We start from the raw sequence: 20449 nt of genomic DNA on the forward strand, positions 1-20449 counted from the left end.
GCTGCGACGGATTAATAGAGCGTTAACGTTGCAGGAGATGTACACCTCGCATAACGCCCTATCCGCCGGTCTTAGTGCAGGCCCTGAATGTAGCTGGACACCGCAGCGATGTCTTCGTCGCTCAGGCGTTTGGCAATGGTCTGCATGGTTTTGGTGTCGCCATCGTTGCTACGACCGCCTTCTTCCTTGCGGAAGTCGGTCAGCTGCTTGGCAATGTATTGCGCGTGCTGGCCACCCAGGTGCGGGAAGCCGGCGGCCGCGTTGCCTGCGCCATTAGGCGAGTGGCAGCCGGTGCAGGCTGGCAGGCCCTTGGCAATGTCGCCACCACGGAACAATGCTTCACCGCGAGCCACGACTTTCGGATCGGCGGCGCCAACGCTGCCTTTCTGGCTGGCGAAGTAGGCGGCGATATCGGCCAGGTCCTGATCGCTCAGGTTGGTCAGCAGCCCGGTCATTTCCAGTACCGTGCGTTTGCCGGACTTGATGTCGTGCAGCTGCTTGTTCAGATAACGCTCGCCCTGACCTGCCAGTTTCGGAAAGTTAGGCGCCATGCTGTTGCCATCCGGGCCATGACAGGCGCCACATACTGCGGCTTTCGCCTGACCAGCAGTCGCATCACCTGCAGCATGGGCAATACCGGAAATCCCCACGGTCAACAGCAGACTCACGATCAATTTGTTCATCAGCTAATCCAACTACGGCTAAGGGTTAAAGAGTTATGGACCGGGATCACTCGCTCATCCACTGGATGATGACTTGGTAATCCTCGGCACTGCAGTCCATGCACAAACCACGCGGCGGCATCGCCTTGAAACCCTGGGTCACGTGTTGCACCAGCGTCTCCATACCTTTCGCCAACCTCGGCGTCCAAGCTTCCTGATCGCCCTTTCTGGGCGCCATGGGGAGTTGGCCGGAATGACAGGCACCACAAACACGGTTGTACACAGCTTCCGGATCCTGTGTAGCCTGAGCGCTGTAAAGCGGCATCAAGACACCGGCAGCTAGCAGCCATTTCGTCATAAAACGACCTTTTCAGGGTTGAGAGCGTTGTGCGTTCTAATGCGCAATCAAGGTCAATCGCTCTCGTGAACTTCATCCTACGCTGGGACAAAGCGCACACAAAATCTGCGGCATTATATACTGGCGTCACTGAAACGGAAACGACACCGCTTGCCGCGTCCATTCCCGGCGCCGCCCACATCGGAAATCCCATGCAACTCAAGAACCCCATCCTCGGCCTGTGCCAACAGTCCACCTTCATGCTCAGCGCTGCCAAAGTCGACCAATGTCCCGACGACGAAGGCTTTGAAGTGGCCTTCGCCGGGCGTTCCAACGCCGGTAAATCCAGCGCGTTGAACACCCTGACGCATGCCAGCCTGGCGCGGACCTCGAAAACCCCGGGTCGCACGCAACTCTTGAACTTCTTCAAGCTAGACGATGATCGGCGTCTGGTCGACCTGCCAGGTTACGGTTACGCGAAAGTACCTATCCCGTTGAAGCTGCACTGGCAGCGTCACCTGGAAGCTTATCTGGGTGGTCGCGAGAGTTTGAAAGGCCTGATTTTGATGATGGACATCCGTCATCCAATGACCGATTTCGACCTGCTGATGCTCGATTGGGCCGTCGCCAGTGGCATGCCGATGCACATTCTGCTGACCAAAGCGGACAAACTGACCTACGGCGCGGCGAAAAACGTCCTGCTCAAGGTGCAGTCGGATATCCGCAAAGGCTGGGGTGATGCGATCACCATTCAACTGTTTTCGGCGCCAAAACGTCTGGGCCTGGAAGACGCCTACACTGTACTGGCGGGCTGGATGGAGCTGGCGGACAAGGGCGCGGAGCCCGTCGAGCAGTAAATCGCAGGCAAAAAAAACCCCGGACTTCTTATGGGGAGGGGGAAGTTCCGGGGTCCAAGTTCCGGACCGCTAGGGCGGGGTCCAGATATCTGCCAACACTTAACACAACATAGGAGCATTGAAGGGCTTCACCAGCCATTCAGTAACTCTGAGTGGCACTTCACAGGTTTAGTTCCGGCGTTTCAGAAACCATTTGAAATAAGCCGGATCGCTATCCGAAATAAGCGCCCTTCGCCCGTCTGCCGCGGCACTATGCCGCAGCATTACGATCCTGTAGATCAGTGAGCCTCATCCCAGTTATTGCCTACGCCAACCTCGACCAGCAGCGGCACATCAAGCTTCGCGGCTTCGCTCATGTGCACGCGAATTTCCTCACGAACCTGATCGATCAGGTCTTCACGCACCTCAAGCACCAACTCATCGTGTACCTGCAGGATGACTTTGGCGTCGAGACCTGATGAGGTCAGCCAGTTATCCACAGCCACCATGGCTTTCTTGATGATGTCCGCCGCCGTGCCTTGCATCGGCGCATTGATCGCCGTGCGTTCGGCGCCTTTGCGCAGGGCCGGGTTTTTCGCGTTGATTTCCGGCAGGTACAGACGACGACCGAAGAGGGTCTCGACAAAACCTTGCTCGGCCGCCTGGGCGCGGGTGCGCTCCATGTACTCAAGAACGCCTGGATAGCGGGCGAAATAGCGGTCGATGTACGCCTGGGACTGTTTGCGATCGACGCCGATCTGCTTGGCCAGGCCAAACGCACTCATGCCGTAGATCAAACCGAAGTTGATCGCCTTGGCGCTGCGGCGCTGATCAGTGGTGACCTCTGCCAGCTCGACGCCGAACACTTCGGCGGCGGTGGCTTTGTGTACGTCCAGGTTATTGCGGAAGGCGTGCAGCAAACCTTCGTCCTTGGCCAGGTGAGCCATGATTCGCAGTTCGATTTGCGAGTAGTCCGCGGCCAGCAGCTTGTAGCCTTTTGGCGCTACGAACGCCTGACGAATCCGCCGACCTTCGGCGGTGCGGATCGGAATGTTCTGCAGGTTCGGATCGCTGGACGACAAACGTCCCGTCGCCGCGACAGCCTGATGATAAGACGTGTGAATCCGCCCGGTGCGCGGGTTGATCTGCTCCGGCAGGCGGTCGGTGTAAGTGCTTTTCAGTTTGCTCATCGAGCGGTATTGCATCAGCACTTTGGGCAGCGGGTAATCCTGCTCGGCCAGTTCCGCCAGCACCGCTTCGGCCGTTGAAGCCTGACCCTTGGCGGTTTTGCTGAGGATCGGCAGACCGAGTTTTTCGTACAGGATCACGCCCAATTGCTTCGGCGAACCGAGGTTGAATTCCTCACCGGCGATGGCAAATGCCTCACGCTCCAGCGCGACCATCTTTTCGCCCAGCTCAACGCTCTGGATGCCCAGCAGGTTGGCGTCGACCAACGCACCCTGACGTTCGATTCGCGCAAGCACCGGCACCAGCGGCATTTCGATGTCGCTCAGGACCTTGCTCAGGCTCGGAATTGCATTGAGCTTTTCCTGCAGGGTTTGATGCAGGCGAAGCGTTACGTCGGCATCCTCGGCGGCATACGGGCCGGCCAGTTCCAGGGAGATCTGGTCAAAGGTCAGCTGCTTGGCGCCTTTGCCGGCGATGTCCTGGAAGCTGGTGGTGGTGTGATTCAGGTACTTGAGCGCCAGGCTGTCCATGTCGTGGCGGGTCGCGGTCGAGTCCAGCACGTAGGATTCGAGCATGGTGTCGAAGGCGATGCCTTGCACGGTGATGCCGCAGCTCTGATCGCCGCCGATGGCGCAGTTGGCCAGGATGTTCATGTCGAACTTGGCGTGCTGGCCGACCTTGAGTTTGTTCGGATCTTCCAGAATCGGTTTCAGCGCGCGAAGTACGGTGTCGCGATCCAGTTGATCCGGCACGCCCATGTAGGAATGGGTCAGAGGAATGTAGGCGGCTTCGTTGGCTTGTACCGCGAACGACAGGCCGACCAGTTGCGCCTGCTGCGCATCGATGCCGGTGGTTTCGGTATCGAATGCGATCAGCCTGGCGTCGTTGAGTTTCTTCAGCCACAGGTCGAAATCGGCCTGGGTGAGGATCGTGGTGTATTTGAGTTCGCTCTCGACGGCCGCTTCTTCAACCACCGGCGCGGTGACTTCCTGGCCGGAACGCTTGGCGTCACGCTGGTTTTCTTCGAACCAGCTTTTGAACTCGAGCAGGGTGTAGAGCTCGGCGAGCTTGTCGTGATCCGGCTTGCCCATTTGCAGGTCATCAAGGCCGATGTCCAGCGGCACGTCGATCTTGATCGTTGCCAACTGATAGGAGAGGAAAGCCATCTCCTTGTGCTCTTCGAGCTTGGCCGGCAGGGTTTTCGCACCGCGAATCGGCAAGGTCGGGACGATATCGAGCTGGGCATACAGCTCGGTCAGGCCGCCGTTTACGCCGACCAACAGTCCGGAAGCGGTCTTGGGGCCGATGCCCGGAACGCCGGGGATGTTGTCGGACGAATCGCCCATCAGTGCCAGATAATCGATGATCTGCTCGGGAGCGACGCCGAATTTCTCCTTCACGCCTTCAACGTCCATGCTGCTACCGGTCATGGTGTTGACCAAGGTAATGTGGCCGTCGACCAGTTGCGCCATGTCCTTGTCGCCGGTGGAGATGATCACTGGGCGGTCAGCGGCAGCACTGCTGCGCGCCAGGGTGCCGATCACGTCATCGGCCTCGACGCCTTCGACGCACAGCAGCGGGAAGCCCAGGGCGATCACGCTCTGATGCAGCGGTTCGATCTGCACGCGCATGTCGTCGGGCATGCTCGGGCGGTTGGCCTTGTACTCGGCGAACATTTCGTCCCGGAATGTCCCGCCCTTGGCGTCGAACACCACGGCGAACGGACTGTCCGGGTACTGCTTGCGCAGACTCTTGAGCATGTTCAGCACGCCTTTGACCGCCCCGGTCGGCAGACCTTTGGACGTGGTCAGCGGTGGCAGGGCGTGAAAGGCGCGGTACAGGTAAGAAGAACCGTCCACCAGGACGAGGGGGGCTTGGCTCATGAGCAGGATCAACCTTTTCGGCGGGTCCGGCGCTAGAATAGCGGGACCGTTGACGACAAAGGGACAAGGTTATCATGCGCACACTAAATCGCCTGTTGCTGGCTGGCTTGTTTGCAACCGTTCCACTGGCCGTCATGGCGGCGGATGATGCACCGACTCCGGAGCCGGAAGTCACGATCCGCACGGAAGGGGACAAAGTCATTCAGGAGTACCGCCAAAACGGTTTCCTGTATGCGATCAAGGTTACGCCGAAGAATGCACCGCCGTATTTCCTGGTACGCGCGGACGGGTCGGATGCGAACTTCATCCGCTCGGATCAGCCGGATATGCTGATTCCGTCGTGGAAGATTTTTGAGTGGAAGTAGTTTCTTAATTTCAATCGGCGCTGGCTCAAGCAGCGGCGCCCGTACTGGCAGTTAAAACATGTCTGTGTTCACCCCGCTGGCTCGGCCCGAGCTGGAAACCTTTCTCGCCCCCTACGGCCTCGGCCGCCTGCTTGATTTCCAGGGGATTGCTGCCGGCAGCGAAAACACCAACTTCTTTATCAGCCTGGAGCAGGGCGAATTTGTCCTGACCCTGGTTGAGCGCGGTCCGGTTCAGGAGATGCCGTTCTTCATCGAATTGCTGGACGTGCTGCATGAAGCCGATCTGCCGGTGCCCTATGCCTTGCGCACCACCGACGGCATCGCCTTGCGCGAACTGGCCGGCAAGCCTGCGTTGTTGCAGCCGCGTCTGGCTGGCAAGCACATCAAGGTCGCCAACGCACAGCATTGCGCCCAAGTGGGTGAGTTGCTCGGACACCTGCATCTGGCAACCCAGGCCAACATGATCAAGCGCAAGACCGACCGCGGCCTGGACTGGATGCTGGAAGAGGGCACGCAGCTGTTGTCGCACCTGAATGCCGAGCAGAGCGATTTGCTGCAGCGGGCGCTGGACGAAATCACACAGCAAAAAGAGAAAATCCTGGCGCTGCCACGGGCCAACATCCACGCGGACCTGTTCCGCGACAACGCGATGTTCGAAGGCACGCACCTGACCGGGTTGATCGACTTCTACAACGCGTGCTCGGGGCCGATGCTCTACGACGTGGCGATTGCCTTGAACGACTGGTGTTCGGACGACGACGGGTTGATCGACGGCCCACGAGCGCGGGCGTTGCTGGGGGCTTATGCCGCGTTGCGACCCTTCACCGCTGCCGAGGCCGAGTTGTGGCCGACCATGCTGCGTGTGGCCTGTGTGCGGTTTTGGCTGTCGCGATTGATTGCCGCAGAGACATTCGCCGGGCAGGACGTGTTGATTCACGATCCGATGGAGTTTCAATTGCGATTGGCGCAGCGGCAGAAGGTCAGTACGCCGTTGCCGTTCGCCCTCTAAAAGCATCGCGGGCAAGCCACGCTCCCACAGGGCCTGTGTTGTTCATAATATTGGCGAACGACACAGGCCCTGTGGGAGCGTGGCTTGCCCGCGATTGGGGCGACACGATTTTCTGGACTACAACGACTCCAGGCACCCCGCCAAATCATTCCCCAACTTCTCCAGCATGTGCTCGTACCCCTGAGCAGTCGCCGGCGTATACCCGCCCAGCGCATCCAGCTCCGCCAGTTTCACCGGCAAACCTGCCACCAGCGTTTCCGCCAGGCGCGGCCGCAACGGTGGTTCGCTGAATACACAGGTCTTGCCCACTTCCTGCAAACGGGAGCGCATCGCCGCGACGTGCTGGGCACCAGGCTGCACTTCGGCGGCGACGCTGAACACACCAGTGTGCTTGAGGCCGTAAGCGTCTTCGAAGTAGTCGAACGCTTCATGGAACACAAAGTACGGTTTGCCTGCGATACTCGCCAGCCGCGCCTTCAAGCGCAGGTCCAACGCGTCGAGACGGTCATCAAATGCTTTGAGATTGCTCTGATAGCGCGCCGCGTTGTCCGGATCGATAGAGCTCAGGTCCGCGGCCATTTTCGCTGCGATCACCCGAGCGTTGACCGGCGATAACCACAAATGCGCGTCCAGGCTGCCCGGACGGTGATCGTGATCATGCTCGTCGGCTTCTTCGGCGTGCGAGTGACTGTCTTCGGCGAAACGGCGCAATTTCAGTCCCGGCAAATCCTGCACGGCAACGCTCGGTAGCGTACGACCATTCATTACGCGAGGCAGGAAACCTTCCATGCCCGGCCCGATCCAGTACAACAGATCCACCGACTGCACCTTCCGTACGTCGGACGGGCGCAGCGCATAGTTATGCGGCGAAGCTCCCGGCGGCAGCAGCACTTCCGGAATCGCCACACCGTCCTGTACCGCAGCGGCAATCAACTGCAGCGGCTTGATGCTGGTGAGGACTTTGACGTCGGCCTGGACAGAACCGATCAGCAGAAAACTGGCGACAAATGCGACAAATACAGAAAAAAGTCGGGACACGATGACCACTCGTAGAGGCGAGAACGGGTAACATAATAACGTCTCTCACAAAACTCGTCGCCGCTCATGCCTAAAACACCGATTGCCAGCCGTCCCCACGACCACTCTCATTGCGTGCATAGCGCACTGTCTGAGGCCGATGCCTTGTGCGCACGTCAAGGCCTGCGCCTGACAGCCCTGCGCCGGCGGGTGCTGGAACTGGTGTGGCAAAGCCATAAGCCGTTGGGTGCCTACGACATCCTTGCGGTGCTCAGTGAGCAGGACGGCCGCCGCGCCGCGCCGCCGACCGTGTACCGTGCGCTGGATTTCCTTCTGGAAAACGGCCTCGTGCACCGCATCTCCTCGCTGAACGCCTTTGTCGGCTGCAATCACCCGGAACACGCGCACCAGGGCCAGTTCCTGATCTGCCGCGAATGCCACGCCGCCATCGAACTCGAACAGAAATCCATCAGCGACGCGATTGTCACCAGCGCCAAGGATGTCGGGTTCGTTGTCGAAGGCCAGACCGTTGAAGTGGTCGGCCTTTGCTCGGGTTGCCAGGGGGTTTGATGAGCAACGCGCTGATCCGCCTTGAGCAGGTTGCTGTCACGTTTGCCGGGCAAAACGTGCTGGATAACATCGAGCTGAGCGTCGAGCCGGGGCAGATCGTCACCCTGATCGGCCCCAACGGTGCCGGCAAAACCACCCTCGTGCGTGCGGTGCTCGGTCTGTTGAAGCCGGACAGCGGCAGCGTATGGCGCAAGCCGAAACTGCGCGTTGGTTACATGCCGCAAAAACTTCACGTCGATCCGACGCTGCCGCTGTCGGTGTTGCGCTTTCTGCGCCTGGTGCCGGGCGTGGATCGTGTTCGCGCCTTGGCCGCCCTCAAGGAAGTCGGCGCCGAACAGGTGATCGATAGCCCGGTGCAAAGCGTTTCCGGCGGTGAAATGCAGCGCGTGCTGCTGGCCCGGGCGCTGTTGCGCGAGCCTGAATTGCTGGTGCTTGATGAACCGGTGCAAGGCGTAGACGTGGCCGGTCAGGCCGAGTTGTACAGCCTGATCACCCGTCTGCGTGACCGTCACGGCTGCGGCGTGTTGATGGTTTCCCACGATTTGCATTTGGTGATGAGCACCACCGATCAAGTGGTCTGCCTCAACCGTCACGTCTGCTGTTCCGGCCATCCCGAGCAGGTCAGCGGCGATCCGGCTTTCGTCGAGCTGTTCGGAAAGAACGCCCAAAGCCTGGCGATTTATCACCACCATCACGACCACGCGCATGATCTGCATGGTTCGGTGGTCAGCGCGGCCCCGTCGGCCCAACCTCACGTTCACGGAGATAGCTGCAAGCATGGCTGATTTTCTGCTCTACGCCCTGCTTGCAGGTCTGGCACTGGCGCTGGTGGCGGGCCCGTTGGGTTCGTTCGTGGTCTGGCGGCGCATGGCTTATTTTGGCGACACGTTGTCCCACGCCGCTTTGCTCGGCGTGGCGTTGGGCTTTCTGCTGGATGTCAGTCCGACGGTGGCGGTCACCGTCGGTTGTTTGCTGTTGGCGGTGTTGCTGGTGACTTTGCAACAGCGTCAGCCGCTGGCGTCCGACACGCTTTTGGGAATTCTCGCACCGAGCACGCTCTCTCTGGGGCTGGTCGTACTAAGCTTCATGCACGAAGTGCGGATCGACCTGATGGCGTACCTGTTCGGCGATTTGCTGGCGATCAGCCCGACCGATCTGGCATGGATTCTCGGGGGCAGCGCCGCTGTTCTGGCTTTGCTGATAACGTTGTGGCGGCCATTGCTGGCGATCACGGTGCATGAAGAACTGGCCAGGGTAGAAGGTTTGCCCGTGCCGGCGCTGCGCCTGACCTTGATGTTGCTGATCGCCGTGGTGATCGCGGTGGCGATGAAAATTGTCGGTGTGTTGCTGATTACATCGCTGTTGATCATCCCCGCCGCTGCGGCACAACGTCACGCCCGGTCACCGGAACAGATGGCACTGGGCGCGAGCCTGCTGGGCATGCTCGCGGTGTGTGGCGGGCTGGCGTTGTCGTGGTTCAAGGACACCCCGGCGGGCCCATCGATTGTTGTGACGGCCGCCGCACTGTTTCTGCTGAGTTTTGTCCTGCCCCGTCGAGGGGTGTAGACTTGCTCGTTTTTTGCGCAAATAGAGAGTCGCAGGAATGAAGCCGTTCGCCTCCCGTTATCTGCTCCTTGTCGCATTTTCGCTGCTACTGGGCGCATGCCAAAGCACGCCACCGGCGGCCCCCGAGGCCACTGATGCGCGGGCCACGGCCATCGCACAGCTTGAGCAAAGTCTCGCCAGCAGCGAACTGGCTACTGCCGAAGGTCAATTGGGCGCCTTGCAGGCCGAGTCACCCAACGATCAATCCCTTGAGCAATACCAGCGTCAATTGGCTGAAGCCTACCTGTTGCGCAGTCGCATCGTGCTGCAAAAAGGTGATGTGAATGCTGCCGCGACAGCGTTGAGCCGCGCTCGCGCGTTGATGCCCAAGGCGCCGGCGCTGACCGGCGGGGTCAACAATGCCATCGTCAATGCGCGCAAAGCTGAACTGGATAAAGCCGAAGCAGCGCTAAAGGCTGCCGAAGCCAAGCCGCAGGCAAAAGTGATTGATCCGACGGCTGAAAGCACCACGGTTGCGTTGAATCTCACCGACATGGGCAAACTTCGTCGGCAACTCGACGCTATCGCCGCCGATGTGGTGAATTATCAGTGTGATGTCAGCATTCAGGCGCCACGTACGCAGGACTACCCTTGGTTGGCGACGTTGTTGACCAAGCGAGTGAAGAAGCTGGACTCGGGGTTTGATCTGAATCTGGAAAAACAGATCCTGCGCAACATTCCGGCGCAGATGGTTTTGAGTCCGCGTAAACCCTGAAAGCATCGCGAGCAGGCTCGCTCCCACAGTGGATTTGTGGTCAACCTGTAACCCTGTGGGAGCGAGCCTGCTCGCGATAGCGTCCTTGCTATCGATACAAAACCTTAAGCCGGAATCGCCTTGGCCTTAGGCTCCCGATCCCACACCCGATGCTGCCCGATCGCGGCGAAAAACGGCTTGATCAACTTGGCATCCGTCCCCACGATCAACCCTGCATCAGCCTCCAGCTTCAGCACATCCAGCAACTGCTTCGCCTCGCCTTGCAGCGCGATTGCCTTCAAATGCTTGTAAGCCTCCAGCACGTAGTGCAGCGCCACGCCATCACCGCTCAACGCCTGGATGGATGCCGCGCCACCGGGCACGAACACCGCGTCGAATGCAATCGAAGGCAGCCCTTCCATCGAAGCATCCACGGGCAGTGACTTGCCGTCAGCGGTGGTCACCGGCGCCGAAGTCGGGCCAAGCAATTTGGCATGCGCGCCTTCTGCCATCAGCGCTTTCTTCATGGCATCGATAGCTGCGCCATCAACTCCATTGGCCGCCAGAATCGCCACTTTTCGGGTTTTGATATCGCCCGGTAGCAAGTTCGCCTGGCTCAGCGCGGGTGAGCGATCCAGTGTGACTTTGCGCACTTCGACCGTCCCGGCTTTCGGAGCGGGCAAGCCGAGGTTTTGCGCCACGCGTTTGGCCAGTTCCAGATCGATATTGGCGAGGATCTCGTTCACTTCGCGCGCCCGGATATGCTCTCGCTCCACCTTGCCCAACTCAAAACTGTAAGCCGAGATGATGTGTTCCTGCTCGTGCTTGCTCATGCTGTGGAAAAACAGCCGCGCCTGAGAGAAGTGGTCGCTGAACGACTCGCTGCGCTGACGGATCTTGTTGGCGTCGATGCGTTCCGGATAACTCTCGAAGCCGCCGTCCTGAGCGGCTGGCGGCGTCTCTTTCGGCCAGCCGCCATCAATGGAGTTGGGCTCGTAGGACGCACGACCCTTGTCGATGGTGGTGCGGTGCAACGCATCCCGCTGGCCGTTATGGAACGGCGCCACCGGACGGTTGATCGGGATCTCGTGAAAATTCGGCCCGCCGAGTCGGCTGATCTGCGTGTCGGTGTAGGAAAACAGCCGACCTTGCAGCAACGGATCGTTGGAAAAATCGATCCCCGGCACGATGTGTCCCGGGCAGAAGGCGACTTGTTCGGTTTCGGCGAAGAAGTTGTCCGGGTTGCGGTTCAGCGTCATTTTGCCCAGCGGCGTGATCGGTACCAGTTCTTCCGGGATCAGTTTGGTCGGGTCGAGGATGTCGAAGTCGAAACTGTGTTCGTTTTCCTCTTCGATGATCTGCACGCCCAGCTCCCATTCCGGGTAATCGCCCATCTCGATGGACTCCCAGAGATCGCGCCGGTGATAGTCGGTGTCCTTGCCGGCGAGCTTCTGTGCTTCGTCCCACACCAGCGAACACGTGCCGGCAGTCGGGCGCCAATGGAATTTGACGAAGCGCGATTTGCCCTCGGCGTTGATCAGCCGGAACGTGTGCACGCCAAAGCCCTGCATGCTGCGCAGGCTTTTCGGGATCGCCCGGTCGGACATTGCCCAGATCACCATGTGTGCCGACTCGGGCACCAGCGAGACAAAATCCCAGAAAGTGTCATGCGCCGAGCCGCCGGTAGGCATCTCGTTGTGTGGCTCGGGTTTTACCGCGTGAACGAAGTCAGGAAACTTGATTGCGTCCTGTATGAAAAATACCGGCATGTTGTTGCCCACCAGGTCGAAGTTGCCTTCGTCGGTGAAGAACTTCACGGCGAAACCTCGTACGTCGCGCACGGTATCGCCTGACCCGCGTGGACCCTGAACGGTGGAAAAACGCACGAACACCGGGGTTTGCTTGCCCGGATCCTGCAGGAAGCCAGCCTTGGTCAGCACTGAATGGTTTTCATAGCTCTGGAAGTAACCATGAGCGCCGGTGCCGCGGGCATGGACGATGCGCTCTGGAATGCGCTCATGGTCAAAGTGCGTGATTTTTTCACGCATGATGAAGTCTTCCAGCAGCGACGGCCCGCGAGCGCCGACCTTCAACGTATTCTGGTTATCCGACACCTTCACGCCCTGGTTGGTGCGCAAGGCCTGTTCGGTGGCGTCGGAGCGAAATTTTTCCAGGCTGTCGAGCTTGGTATTGGTGTTGCCGCGGTCCAGGGTATCGGTTCCGGCCAGAGCGCTTTTGGGGGCGGCAGGTTTTTTAGTACTCATCAGTCGTAGACTCCTCGTTGCGATTCCTGCCGTAGCCAGGAAGCTTATGCAGGCCCCAGGCACGGCACCGGGGGCGTTTTCGAGTTGCCTTATTAATGACTGATGGGGTTTTTAGCCGTTCCTTTTTTCTGACCTTTGATCGCGTTATTGCCAAATCGAAGGTTGAATGCGGAATAAATGCTAATAACCTCTATACGGACAGGCTAAAATGCGCGCCCGGCTAACCGCTGATCCTTTTTCAACGCGCCCCACAAGGTTCGCTACGTGATCGAGTTTCAAAACGTCCACAAAACCTACCGCGTCGCCGGTAAGGATATTCCCGCCCTGCACCCGACCAGTCTGTCGATTGAGAACGGTCAGGTCTTCGGCCTGATTGGTCATTCCGGTGCGGGAAAAAGTACCCTGCTGCGTCTGATCAATCGCCTGGAGAACGCCAGTGGCGGCAAGATCATCGTCGACGGCGAAGAAGTCACGGCGCTGGACGCCAACGGCTTGCGACGCTTCCGTCAGCAGGTCGGGATGATTTTCCAGCATTTCAACCTGCTGGCATCCAAGACCGTGGCCGACAACGTCGCGTTGCCGCTGACCCTGGCGGGTGAACTGTCGCGCAGCGAGATCGACCAGCGTGTGGCCGAGTTGCTGGCGCGGGTAGGTCTGTCCGACCACGCCAAAAAGTACCCGGCGCAGTTGTCGGGTGGCCAGAAGCAACGCGTCGGCATCGCCCGCGCCCTGGCGACCAAGCCGAAAATCCTGCTGTGCGATGAAGCCACCAGCGCCCTGGACCCGCAGACCACGGCGTCGGTCCTGCAATTGCTGGCCGAGATCAATCGCGAGTTGAAGCTGACCATCGTCCTGATCACCCACGAGATGGATGTGATCCGTCGCGTCTGTGACCAGGTGGCCGTGATGGACGCTGGCGTGATCGTCGAGCAAGGTTCGGTCGCCGAGGTGTTCCTGCATCCCAAGCACCCGACTACCAAGCGTTTCGTGCAGGAAGACGAGCAGATCGACGACAGCGAACAGCGCGACGATTTTGCTCACGTGCCGGGCCGTATCGTGCGTCTGACCTTCCAGGGCGAAGCGACCTACGCGCCATTGCTGGGAACCGTCGCTCGGGAAACGGGCGTGGACTACAGCATCCTGGCCGGTCGTATCGACCGCATCAAAGACATTCCCTACGGGCAACTGACCCTGGCAGTCACCGGCGGCGACATGGAGGCGGCGTTTGCCCGCTTCACCGCGGCTGATGTCCACATGGAGGTGCTGCGTTGATGGACGCCCTGACAAGTTTCTTCTCCAATATCGACTGGTTCGAAATCTGGCTGGCCACTGGCGACACCCTGCTGATGCTCGGCGGTTCGCTGTTGTTCACCGTTTTGCTGGGCTTGCCGCTGGGCGTGCTGTTGTTTCTCTGCAGCCCGCGTCAGTTGCTGGAAGCCAAAGGCGTATACGCGATGTTGTCGCTGGCGGTGAACATCCTGCGTTCATTGCCTTTCATCATTTTGCTGATTGTGATGATCCCGTTCACCGTGTTGATCACCGGCACTTCGCTGGGTGTCGCCGGTGCGATTCCGCCGTTGGTGGTCGGTGCCACGCCGTTCTTCGCGCGTCTGGTGGAAACCGCTTTGCGTGAAGTGGATCGCGGCATCATCGAAGCGACCCAGGCCATGGGCGCGACGACACGTCAAATCATCACCAATGCCTTGCTGCCGGAAGCCCGTCCGGGCATCTTCGCGGCGATTACGGTGACAGCTATTACACTGGTGTCCTACACGGCGATGGCCGGTGTGGTCGGCGCGGGTGGTCTGGGTGACCTGGCGATCCGTTTCGGATACCAGCGCTTCCAGACTGACGTGATGGTCGTCACGGTGGTGTTGCTGCTGGTGCTGGTTCAAGTGTTGCAAACCGTTGGCGACAAGTTGGTCGTACACTTTTCGCGCAAATAATTTATGAGCAGGCCATTTGCTGGCGGGCGCCGCAAACAGGCGCCGCAAGCGGATATTCACAAGGAGTTAGCTGAATGAAAAAACTACTCGTCGCGTTTGCTGCCGTTGCAGCCTTTTCCGCCCATGCCGACACCCTGACCGTCGCGGCCACCCCGGTCCCGCACGCAGAAATCCTCGAATTCGTGAAACCGGCCCTGGCCAAAGAAGGCGTGGACCTGAAGGTCAAAGTCTTCACCGACTACATTCAGCCGAACGTACAAGTGGCCGAGAAACGTCTGGACGCCAACTTCTTCCAGCACCAGCCGTACCTCGATGAGTTCAACAAGGCCAAGGGCACCCATCTGGTTTCCGTGGCCGGCGTGCACCTGGAACCGCTGGGTGCTTACTCCAGCAAATACAAAGCGCTGACCGAACTGCCGGGCGGCGCCAACGTGGTGATCCCGAACGACGCCACCAACGGCGGCCGTGCGCTGTTGCTGCTGGCCAAGGCTGGCCTGATCAAGTTGAAGGATTCGAACAACATCCTGTCGACCGTCAAGGACATCACCGAGAACACCAAAGACCTGAAAATCCGCGAACTGGAAGCCGCGACCATCCCGCGCGTGCTGACCCAGGTCGACCTCGCGCTGATCAACACCAACTACGCGCTGGAAGCCAAGCTCGATCCGGCCAAGGATGCGCTGGTGATCGAAGGCAGCGACTCGCCGTACGTGAACATCCTCGTTGCCCGCCCGGACAACAAGGACAGCGAAGACATGAAGAAGCTGGTTGCCGCGCTGCACAGCCCGGAAGTGAAAGCCTTCATTCTCGAGAAGTACAAAGGCGCGGTCGTGCCGGCGTTCTGATTTGAAGCTGTAACGAAAAATGGGGCGCATTCAATGCGCCCCATTTTTTATGCCCGAAACACGGACCTTGCAGGAGCCGGCTTGCTGGCGATGGCGTCCGTGAGATCGCCATCGCCGGCAAGCCGGGCTCCCACAGGGATTCGCGTCGCTTATTTGCGTTTAAGCATCACCGGCAATTGCGCCACCAACTTTGCGTTGTTCAACGGTGCGCGAATAAACCCGCGCTGTGTGCCGTCCGGCCCGATCACCGCCAGGTTGCCACTGTGGTCAACCGTGTAATTCGGCTTGCTGGTGTCCGCCGGAATAAACGGAATGCTCACCGCGTTGGCCAGTTTCTGAATGTCTTCCACCGACGACGCTGTCAGGCCCAGGAATTGCGGATCGAAATAGCCCAGGTATTGCTTGAGCTGCTTGGGCGTGTCGCGATTGGGATCGACGCTGACCAGAATGATCTGCAGTTTTTCCACAGCCTCAGGCGGCAATTCGCTCTTGATCTGCCGCAGTTGGGCGAGGGTGGTCGGGCAGATGTCCGGGCAGAAGGTGTAGCCGAAGAACAGCAGGCTCCATTTGTCTTTCAGCGCGTTGACGGCTACCGGTTTGCCGTCCTGATCGGTCATCGTCACGTCCGGCAGATTACGGCTTTGCGGCAACAGGATGATCCCGGCGTCAATCAACGCGGTCGGGTCGCCCTGGCCTTTGCCGGACAGCACTTTGTTGATGGTCAGGCCCAGGACCAGCGCGATCAGGGCGACAAGGATGAAGACGGTTTTCTGGGTTCGAGTCATAGGTTCAACAGTAGGTAGTGGTCTACGAGCAGCGCGATAAACAGCAGGAACAAGTAGTAAATAGAGTACTTGAACGTGTTGATCGCTGCGTGCGGCCGAGTGCCACGGTACAGCACCACGGCCCATTGCAGAAACCTTGCGCCCAGTCCCAGCGCACAAATCAGGTAAAGCATGCCGCTCATGTGGATCACGTACGGCATCAGGCTCACGGCCAGCAGTGCGAAGGTATAAAGCAGGATGTGAATCTTGGTGTAGTGCTCGCCGTGGGTCACCGGCAGCATCGGAATGTCGGCCTTGGCGTATTCTTCTTTGCGGTGAATCGCCAGTGCCCAGAAGTGCGGCGGGGTCCAGGCGAAGATGATCAGCACCAGCAATAGTGGTTCGGCGCTGATGTGGCCGGTGGCCGCCGTCCAGCCGAGCAGGGGCGGGGCGGCACCGGCGAGGCCACCGATGACGATGTTCTGCGGCGTCGCGCGTTTGAGGAAACCGGTGTAGACCACCGCGTAACCGAGCAAGGAGGCGAGAGTCAGCCAAGCGGTCAGCGGGTTGGTGAACGCCAGCAGCAACGCCTGACCCAGCACCGCCAGCACCAAGGCGAACGTCAGTGCCGCCGTCGGTGAAACCCGGCCTTCGGCCAAGGGACGTTTATGGGTGCGCGCCATCACTGCGTCGATGCGCCGGTCCACCACATGATTCACCGCCGCCGCACCGCCAGCGCACAAGGCGATTCCCAGATTGCCGAACACCAGCACCGTCCACGGCACCCCGGCGCGGGTCGCGAGGAACATGCCGACCAGCGAGGTGATGAGCATCAGCACCACCACTTTCGGCTTGGTCAGCTCCAGGTAGTCACGCCAGATCGCCTGACTGGGACGTGCGCCGATCAGAGTCGCCATGGCATCTCTCCTTTTATTGTTATGGGCCCGGCTGAATGTTTACGCGGGCTGAAGCGCCAGCGCGCAGGGGATTGCTGTTTGACCCGAACCAGACGGGTTCGCGCGTGGTAATTGACCAGCACCATCGTCAGCAACAGCGCGGCGCCGCCGGCGTTGTGGGCGACGGCCACCGGCAGCGGCAGGTGGAACAGCACGTTGCTGATGCCGAGGGTGATTTGGGCGGCGAGGGCGATCAGCACCAGCCCGGCGAGGCGGGTCATGCCGACGACTTTCAGTTGCCACGCCAGCCCGAGCAGTACCAGCGTCACCAGCAGCGCGCCGATGCGGTGAGTGACGTGAATCGCGGTGCGGGCATCGCTGTCCAGTTGTCCGCCGAGGTAATTGGGGCCGATGTGTTGGGTCAGGTGAAAACCGTTGGCGAAGTCCGCCGGTGGCAGCCATTGGCCGTGGCACGTCGGAAAGTCGATGCAGGCCACGGCGGCGTAGTTGGAACTGACCCAGCCACCGAGGGCGATCTGCCCGATCACCAGCAGCAACCCGGCCGTGGCCCAATACTGCAAACGACGCGGTACGGTCAGCGCCGGCAGCACGCCGGACAGGCGCAAGGTCAGCAGAAACAACAGGCTCAGCGTGGCAAAACCCCCGAGCAAATGCCCCGTCACCACTTGCGGCCAGAGCTTGAGCGTCACCGTCCACATGCCGAAAGCCGCTTGGGCAATCACCACGGCCAGTAAAAACAATGGCAACTTCACCGGTTGCCCTGGATGACGCCGATGAACCCAGGCGCGGCCGGCCAATACTGCAATCATCATCCCCAGCGCACCGGCGAAGTAGCGGTGGACCATCTCGTTCCAGCCCTTGTGGGCTTCCACCGGTGCATCAGGAAAATGCAGTTCGGCATGGGCCAGTTGGGCTTCGCTTTTCGGCACGCTGATAAAGCCATAGCAGCCCGGCCAGTCCGGACAGCCGAGGCCGGCGTGGGTCAGGCGGGTGTAGGCGCCGAGCAGCACCACAATCAGTGCCAGCAGGGTGGCAAACAGCGCGAGGCGAAATCCAGGTTTGGCCATGACGATGCCCTTATCCGATGTTCGACAGTTTCAGCAAATGGCGCAGGTCGTTGAGCAGATCCTTGCCCTTCACCGTCGGGTCGTAGCGCAGCACCAGATTGCCGTGCGGGTCGATGATCCACAGTTGCGGCACGGTTTTGTCGCCGGTGGTCTTACTGAAGGTGGTCAGGTCCATGGGAAAGCGCTGCAGTTGCGGGTATTCGCGGTTCAGCTTGGCTTCGTAGTCGCTGCTCAGCGGTTGTGCGGCGGCCAATGCATGACTGGCGCGAGAGGCATCGCGACCGAGGCCGATCTGGATTTGCCGCGCCAGATACACCAGTTGCTGGCAGTCCACCGAGCAATCTTTCGGCGCGGTGACCAGTATCTGCCAGCGTTGCTCTTGCGCCTGCACGCCGAGGTCGGCGCGGGTCTGGCCGTTGCCGATCAGTTCGCCGTGATAGCTGCGACCCTCCGGCACCCAGAACTGCAACTTGTACATGCCCGTGGCGAGGATCATCGGACCGATCACCCCGAGCAGGATCAGCAACAACTGCAAGCGACCCTTGCGCCGGTTCGCCGGCGTTTTCGCCTCAGACATGCTGGGTGGATTCATGGCCGCTCCCATGGTGTTTCTCCTTTGCGTTGTGCCAGCCGAGGTAGATAAAAAGGCCAAGCAGGGCGATCGACATGGCGAACCACTGCACGGCATAAGCGATATGTTTTTCCGGCCCCATGGCCACCACCGGCCAATCGGCCTGGTAAGTCGCGGGTCCGGTTTCTGCGCGCAATTCGTAGGCAAAACCTTCACGGTCCAGCGCCTTCCAGAGCTTCGATGAATCGACGGCGGTGACTAATTCAGGCCAGGTGGTGGTGTTCGGATCAGCATGCAATTGAAAGGTCGCGCCGGGCGAAACGTAGACCCAGGCATCAAGACTCAGCGTTTGCGTCGGCGTGGTGAACTGCGGCGGTGTACGCCGGTCCGGCCACGGCAGCCAGCCGCGATTGACCAGCAGCCACAGCCCGGTGGCCTGATCCTGAAACGGTTGCAGCAGCTCGACGCCGACCTTGCCGTCACGCTGACGGTTATCCAGCAGCAGGCTGTGCGCGGCATCGAATCGGCCGTGCAGTCGGACGCGGCGGAACGCTGGGTCTTCGGTGTGTTGCAGCTCGGTGCTGGCCATCGGTTCGGCGGCACGGCGCTCGGCGTAGGTGTGCAGCAGCGCGCTTTTCTCCGCCCCCCGGTTCAGTTGCCAGAAGCCGAGAGACACCAGCAGCGGCAGCAGGAATGCGACCACCAGCGTCGGCACGACGCCCGGGCGAAAGCGCTTCATGGCTTCGCCAGAAAGTCGGTCATCGCGATAGCTATACTCAAGTGCATCGCCTTACCCCCGGAGTCTCACCATGCTCAAAGCAGCCATCGTCCTGATGCTGATTGCCACGGTTGTCAGCCTGTTCAGCGGCCTGTTTTTTCTGGTCAAGGACGACAGCAGCTCGAACCGCCTCGTCATTGCCTTGAGTGTTCGTGTTGCCCTGGCCGCCATTACCGTCGGCTTGATTGCCTGGGGTTTTTTCAGCGGCCAGCTGGTGTCGCATGTGCCCTGGTAAGCCTTAGAGCACGTAGACGAAAACGAACAAGCCGATCCACACCACGTCCACGAAGTGCCAATACCAACTCGCCGCTTCAAACCCGAACTGGTGCTCGTTATCGAAGTGCCCGCGCATGACCCGCATCAGCATCACGAACAGGATGATGGTGCCCATGGTCACGTGGGCGCCGTGGAAACCGGTGAGCATGAAGAAGGTCGCGCCGTAGATGCCAGAACCCAGGGTCAGGCCCAGTTCGTGGTAGGCATGCATGTACTCTTCAGCCTGAAAGCCGAGGAACGCGCAGCCCAGTAACACGGTGATCGCCAGCCAGATTTTCAGCGCGCCGCGATGGCCCTTTTTCAAGGCGTGGTGGGCGATGGTCACGGTGACGCTGGAGCTCACCAGCAACACGGTGTTGAGCAGCGGCAGGCCCCAGGGGCTGATGACTTCCTTGGGTGGCGGGAACAATTTCGAGTCGGGGTTGTTCAGCAGTGGCCAGACGAACTCAAAGTTCGGCCAGAGCATATGCGCGATCCCTTTGGTGCCTTCCCCGCCGAGGGCCGGACCGGAGACATGGCGCACATAAAACAATGCGCCGAAGAAGGCGATGAAGAACATCACCTCCGAGAAAATGAACCAGCTCATGCCCCAGCGGAACGAACGATCCATCTGCGCACTGTACAACCCCTGGCGACTTTCCTTGATCACCGTGCCGAACCAGCCAAACAGCATGTAGGCCAGCAGCAGGCCGCCGACGAAAAAGATCAGCGGGCCGTGGGATTCCGGCCGCGCGGCCTTCAGATCGTTGAACCAGGTTGCCAGACCGAACACGGTGACGAACATGCCAACCGTGGCGATGATCGGCCATTTGCTCTGGGCCGGTACGTAATAGTGTTCATGAGTTGCCATTTATT

General features: G+C 60.0%; 22 protein-coding genes. 11 read left to right on the plus strand and 11 right to left on the minus strand.

Annotated features, from left to right (window positions below; genetic code table 11):
- Positions 1-71: 71 nt before the first annotated feature.
- Together F8N43_RS28415 and F8N43_RS28420 are read right to left on the minus strand one after the other, a co-directional pair.
- Positions 72-683: a c-type cytochrome gene (locus F8N43_RS28415; RefSeq protein ID WP_150630685.1), complete on the minus strand. Its 612-nt coding sequence runs from the start codon at positions 681-683 to the stop codon at positions 72-74.
- A 46-nt stretch (positions 684-729) separates the two neighbouring features.
- Entirely contained in the window at positions 730-1020 is a 291-nt protein-coding gene (locus tag F8N43_RS28420) for a c-type cytochrome (protein ID WP_150630686.1), read from the minus strand.
- Between the two features lie 191 nt (positions 1021-1211).
- Here F8N43_RS28420 and yihA point away from each other — a divergent pair, with 191 nt between their 5' ends.
- Positions 1212-1856: a ribosome biogenesis GTP-binding protein YihA/YsxC gene (gene yihA / locus F8N43_RS28425; RefSeq protein ID WP_150630687.1), complete on the plus strand. Its 645-nt coding sequence runs from the start codon at positions 1212-1214 to the stop codon at positions 1854-1856.
- A 278-nt stretch (positions 1857-2134) separates the two neighbouring features.
- Here yihA and polA read toward each other — a convergent pair whose 3' ends face one another.
- On the minus strand, positions 2135-4906 hold the full coding sequence (gene polA / locus F8N43_RS28430) for a DNA polymerase I (protein ID WP_150654679.1): 2772 nt from the start codon (positions 4904-4906) through the stop codon (positions 2135-2137).
- A gap of 74 nt (positions 4907-4980) precedes the next feature.
- Here polA and F8N43_RS28435 point away from each other — a divergent pair, with 74 nt between their 5' ends.
- Complete coding sequence (locus tag F8N43_RS28435; RefSeq protein ID WP_150654680.1) at positions 4981-5271, plus strand: DUF2782 domain-containing protein; 291 nt, start codon at positions 4981-4983, stop codon at positions 5269-5271.
- Positions 5272-5329: 58 nt separating this feature from the next.
- On the plus strand, positions 5330-6280 hold the full coding sequence (locus F8N43_RS28440; RefSeq protein ID WP_150630690.1) for a homoserine kinase: 951 nt from the start codon (positions 5330-5332) through the stop codon (positions 6278-6280).
- A gap of 117 nt (positions 6281-6397) precedes the next feature.
- Here F8N43_RS28440 and F8N43_RS28445 read toward each other — a convergent pair whose 3' ends face one another.
- Positions 6398-7318, minus strand: coding sequence for a zinc ABC transporter substrate-binding protein (locus F8N43_RS28445; RefSeq protein WP_150654681.1), 921 nt, complete (start codon positions 7316-7318; stop codon positions 6398-6400).
- Positions 7319-7384: 66 nt separating this feature from the next.
- Here F8N43_RS28445 and zur point away from each other — a divergent pair, with 66 nt between their 5' ends.
- The 4 genes from zur to F8N43_RS28465 are packed head-to-tail and all read left to right on the plus strand — an operon-like array spanning position 7385 to position 10187.
- Positions 7385-7867 (plus strand): zinc uptake transcriptional repressor Zur, encoded by a 483-nt coding sequence (gene zur / locus F8N43_RS28450; RefSeq protein WP_150630692.1) that lies wholly within the window; start codon positions 7385-7387, stop codon positions 7865-7867.
- Positions 7867-8652: a zinc ABC transporter ATP-binding protein ZnuC gene (znuC, locus tag F8N43_RS28455; protein ID WP_150630693.1), complete on the plus strand. Its 786-nt coding sequence runs from the start codon at positions 7867-7869 to the stop codon at positions 8650-8652. The genes zur and znuC overlap by 1 nt, the downstream gene beginning before the upstream one ends.
- Positions 8645-9433, plus strand: coding sequence for a zinc ABC transporter permease subunit ZnuB (gene znuB, locus F8N43_RS28460; protein WP_150630694.1), 789 nt, complete (start codon positions 8645-8647; stop codon positions 9431-9433). Before znuC ends, znuB begins: the two co-directional genes overlap by 8 nt.
- 37 nt (positions 9434-9470) lie before the next feature.
- Positions 9471-10187 (plus strand): PA5502 family lipoprotein, encoded by a 717-nt coding sequence (locus F8N43_RS28465; RefSeq protein ID WP_150630695.1) that lies wholly within the window; start codon positions 9471-9473, stop codon positions 10185-10187.
- Between the two features lie 104 nt (positions 10188-10291).
- Here F8N43_RS28465 and katE read toward each other — a convergent pair whose 3' ends face one another.
- Positions 10292-12430 carry a catalase HPII gene (gene katE, locus F8N43_RS28470; RefSeq protein WP_150654682.1) on the minus strand — a complete coding sequence of 713 codons (2139 nt, stop codon included), beginning with the start codon at positions 12428-12430 and terminating at the stop codon, positions 10292-10294.
- A gap of 264 nt (positions 12431-12694) precedes the next feature.
- Here katE and F8N43_RS28475 point away from each other — a divergent pair, with 264 nt between their 5' ends.
- From F8N43_RS28475 to F8N43_RS28485, 3 genes are all read left to right on the plus strand, one after another.
- A complete protein-coding gene (locus F8N43_RS28475) occupies positions 12695-13702 on the plus strand; it encodes a methionine ABC transporter ATP-binding protein (protein WP_150630697.1) in 1008 nt (335 codons plus the stop codon).
- The gene (locus F8N43_RS28480) at positions 13702-14376 is read left to right on the plus strand and encodes a methionine ABC transporter permease (protein WP_150630698.1); all 675 of its coding nucleotides are present in this window, start codon (positions 13702-13704) and stop codon (positions 14374-14376) included. Before F8N43_RS28475 ends, F8N43_RS28480 begins: the two co-directional genes overlap by 1 nt.
- A gap of 74 nt (positions 14377-14450) precedes the next feature.
- Positions 14451-15221, plus strand: a complete 771-nt coding sequence (locus F8N43_RS28485) for a MetQ/NlpA family ABC transporter substrate-binding protein (RefSeq protein WP_150630699.1) — start codon at positions 14451-14453, stop codon at positions 15219-15221.
- A gap of 149 nt (positions 15222-15370) precedes the next feature.
- On the opposite strand, the gene F8N43_RS28490 is transcribed toward F8N43_RS28485, so the two are convergent.
- The 5 genes from F8N43_RS28490 to F8N43_RS28510 are packed head-to-tail and all read right to left on the minus strand — an operon-like array spanning position 15371 to position 19279.
- On the minus strand, positions 15371-16006 hold the full coding sequence (locus F8N43_RS28490) for an SCO family protein (protein WP_150630700.1): 636 nt from the start codon (positions 16004-16006) through the stop codon (positions 15371-15373).
- On the minus strand, positions 16003-16902 hold the full coding sequence (gene cyoE, locus F8N43_RS28495) for a heme o synthase (RefSeq protein WP_150630701.1): 900 nt from the start codon (positions 16900-16902) through the stop codon (positions 16003-16005). Before cyoE ends, F8N43_RS28490 begins: the two co-directional genes overlap by 4 nt.
- Positions 16890-17969 carry a COX15/CtaA family protein gene (locus F8N43_RS28500; protein WP_150639384.1) on the minus strand — a complete coding sequence of 360 codons (1080 nt, stop codon included), beginning with the start codon at positions 17967-17969 and terminating at the stop codon, positions 16890-16892. Before F8N43_RS28500 ends, cyoE begins: the two co-directional genes overlap by 13 nt.
- A gap of 10 nt (positions 17970-17979) precedes the next feature.
- Entirely contained in the window at positions 17980-18573 is a 594-nt protein-coding gene (locus F8N43_RS28505) for a hypothetical protein (RefSeq protein WP_150654683.1), read from the minus strand.
- Positions 18539-19279: an SURF1 family protein gene (locus F8N43_RS28510; protein WP_150654684.1), complete on the minus strand. Its 741-nt coding sequence runs from the start codon at positions 19277-19279 to the stop codon at positions 18539-18541. The genes F8N43_RS28505 and F8N43_RS28510 overlap by 35 nt, the downstream gene beginning before the upstream one ends.
- 70 nt (positions 19280-19349) lie before the next feature.
- Between F8N43_RS28510 and F8N43_RS28515 the strand changes: the two genes are divergently transcribed.
- Positions 19350-19553: a twin transmembrane helix small protein gene (locus F8N43_RS28515; protein ID WP_008152470.1), complete on the plus strand. Its 204-nt coding sequence runs from the start codon at positions 19350-19352 to the stop codon at positions 19551-19553.
- A gap of 3 nt (positions 19554-19556) precedes the next feature.
- Here the strand turns inward: F8N43_RS28515 and F8N43_RS28520 are convergent, their stop codons facing one another.
- Positions 19557-20444: a cytochrome c oxidase subunit 3 gene (locus F8N43_RS28520; RefSeq protein ID WP_150654685.1), complete on the minus strand. Its 888-nt coding sequence runs from the start codon at positions 20442-20444 to the stop codon at positions 19557-19559.
- Positions 20445-20449: the final 5 nt, after the last annotated feature.

It is taken from the genome of Pseudomonas fluorescens (genome assembly GCF_902498065.1).
Classification (GTDB): Bacteria; Pseudomonadota; Gammaproteobacteria; order Pseudomonadales; family Pseudomonadaceae; genus Aquipseudomonas; species Aquipseudomonas fluorescens_BJ.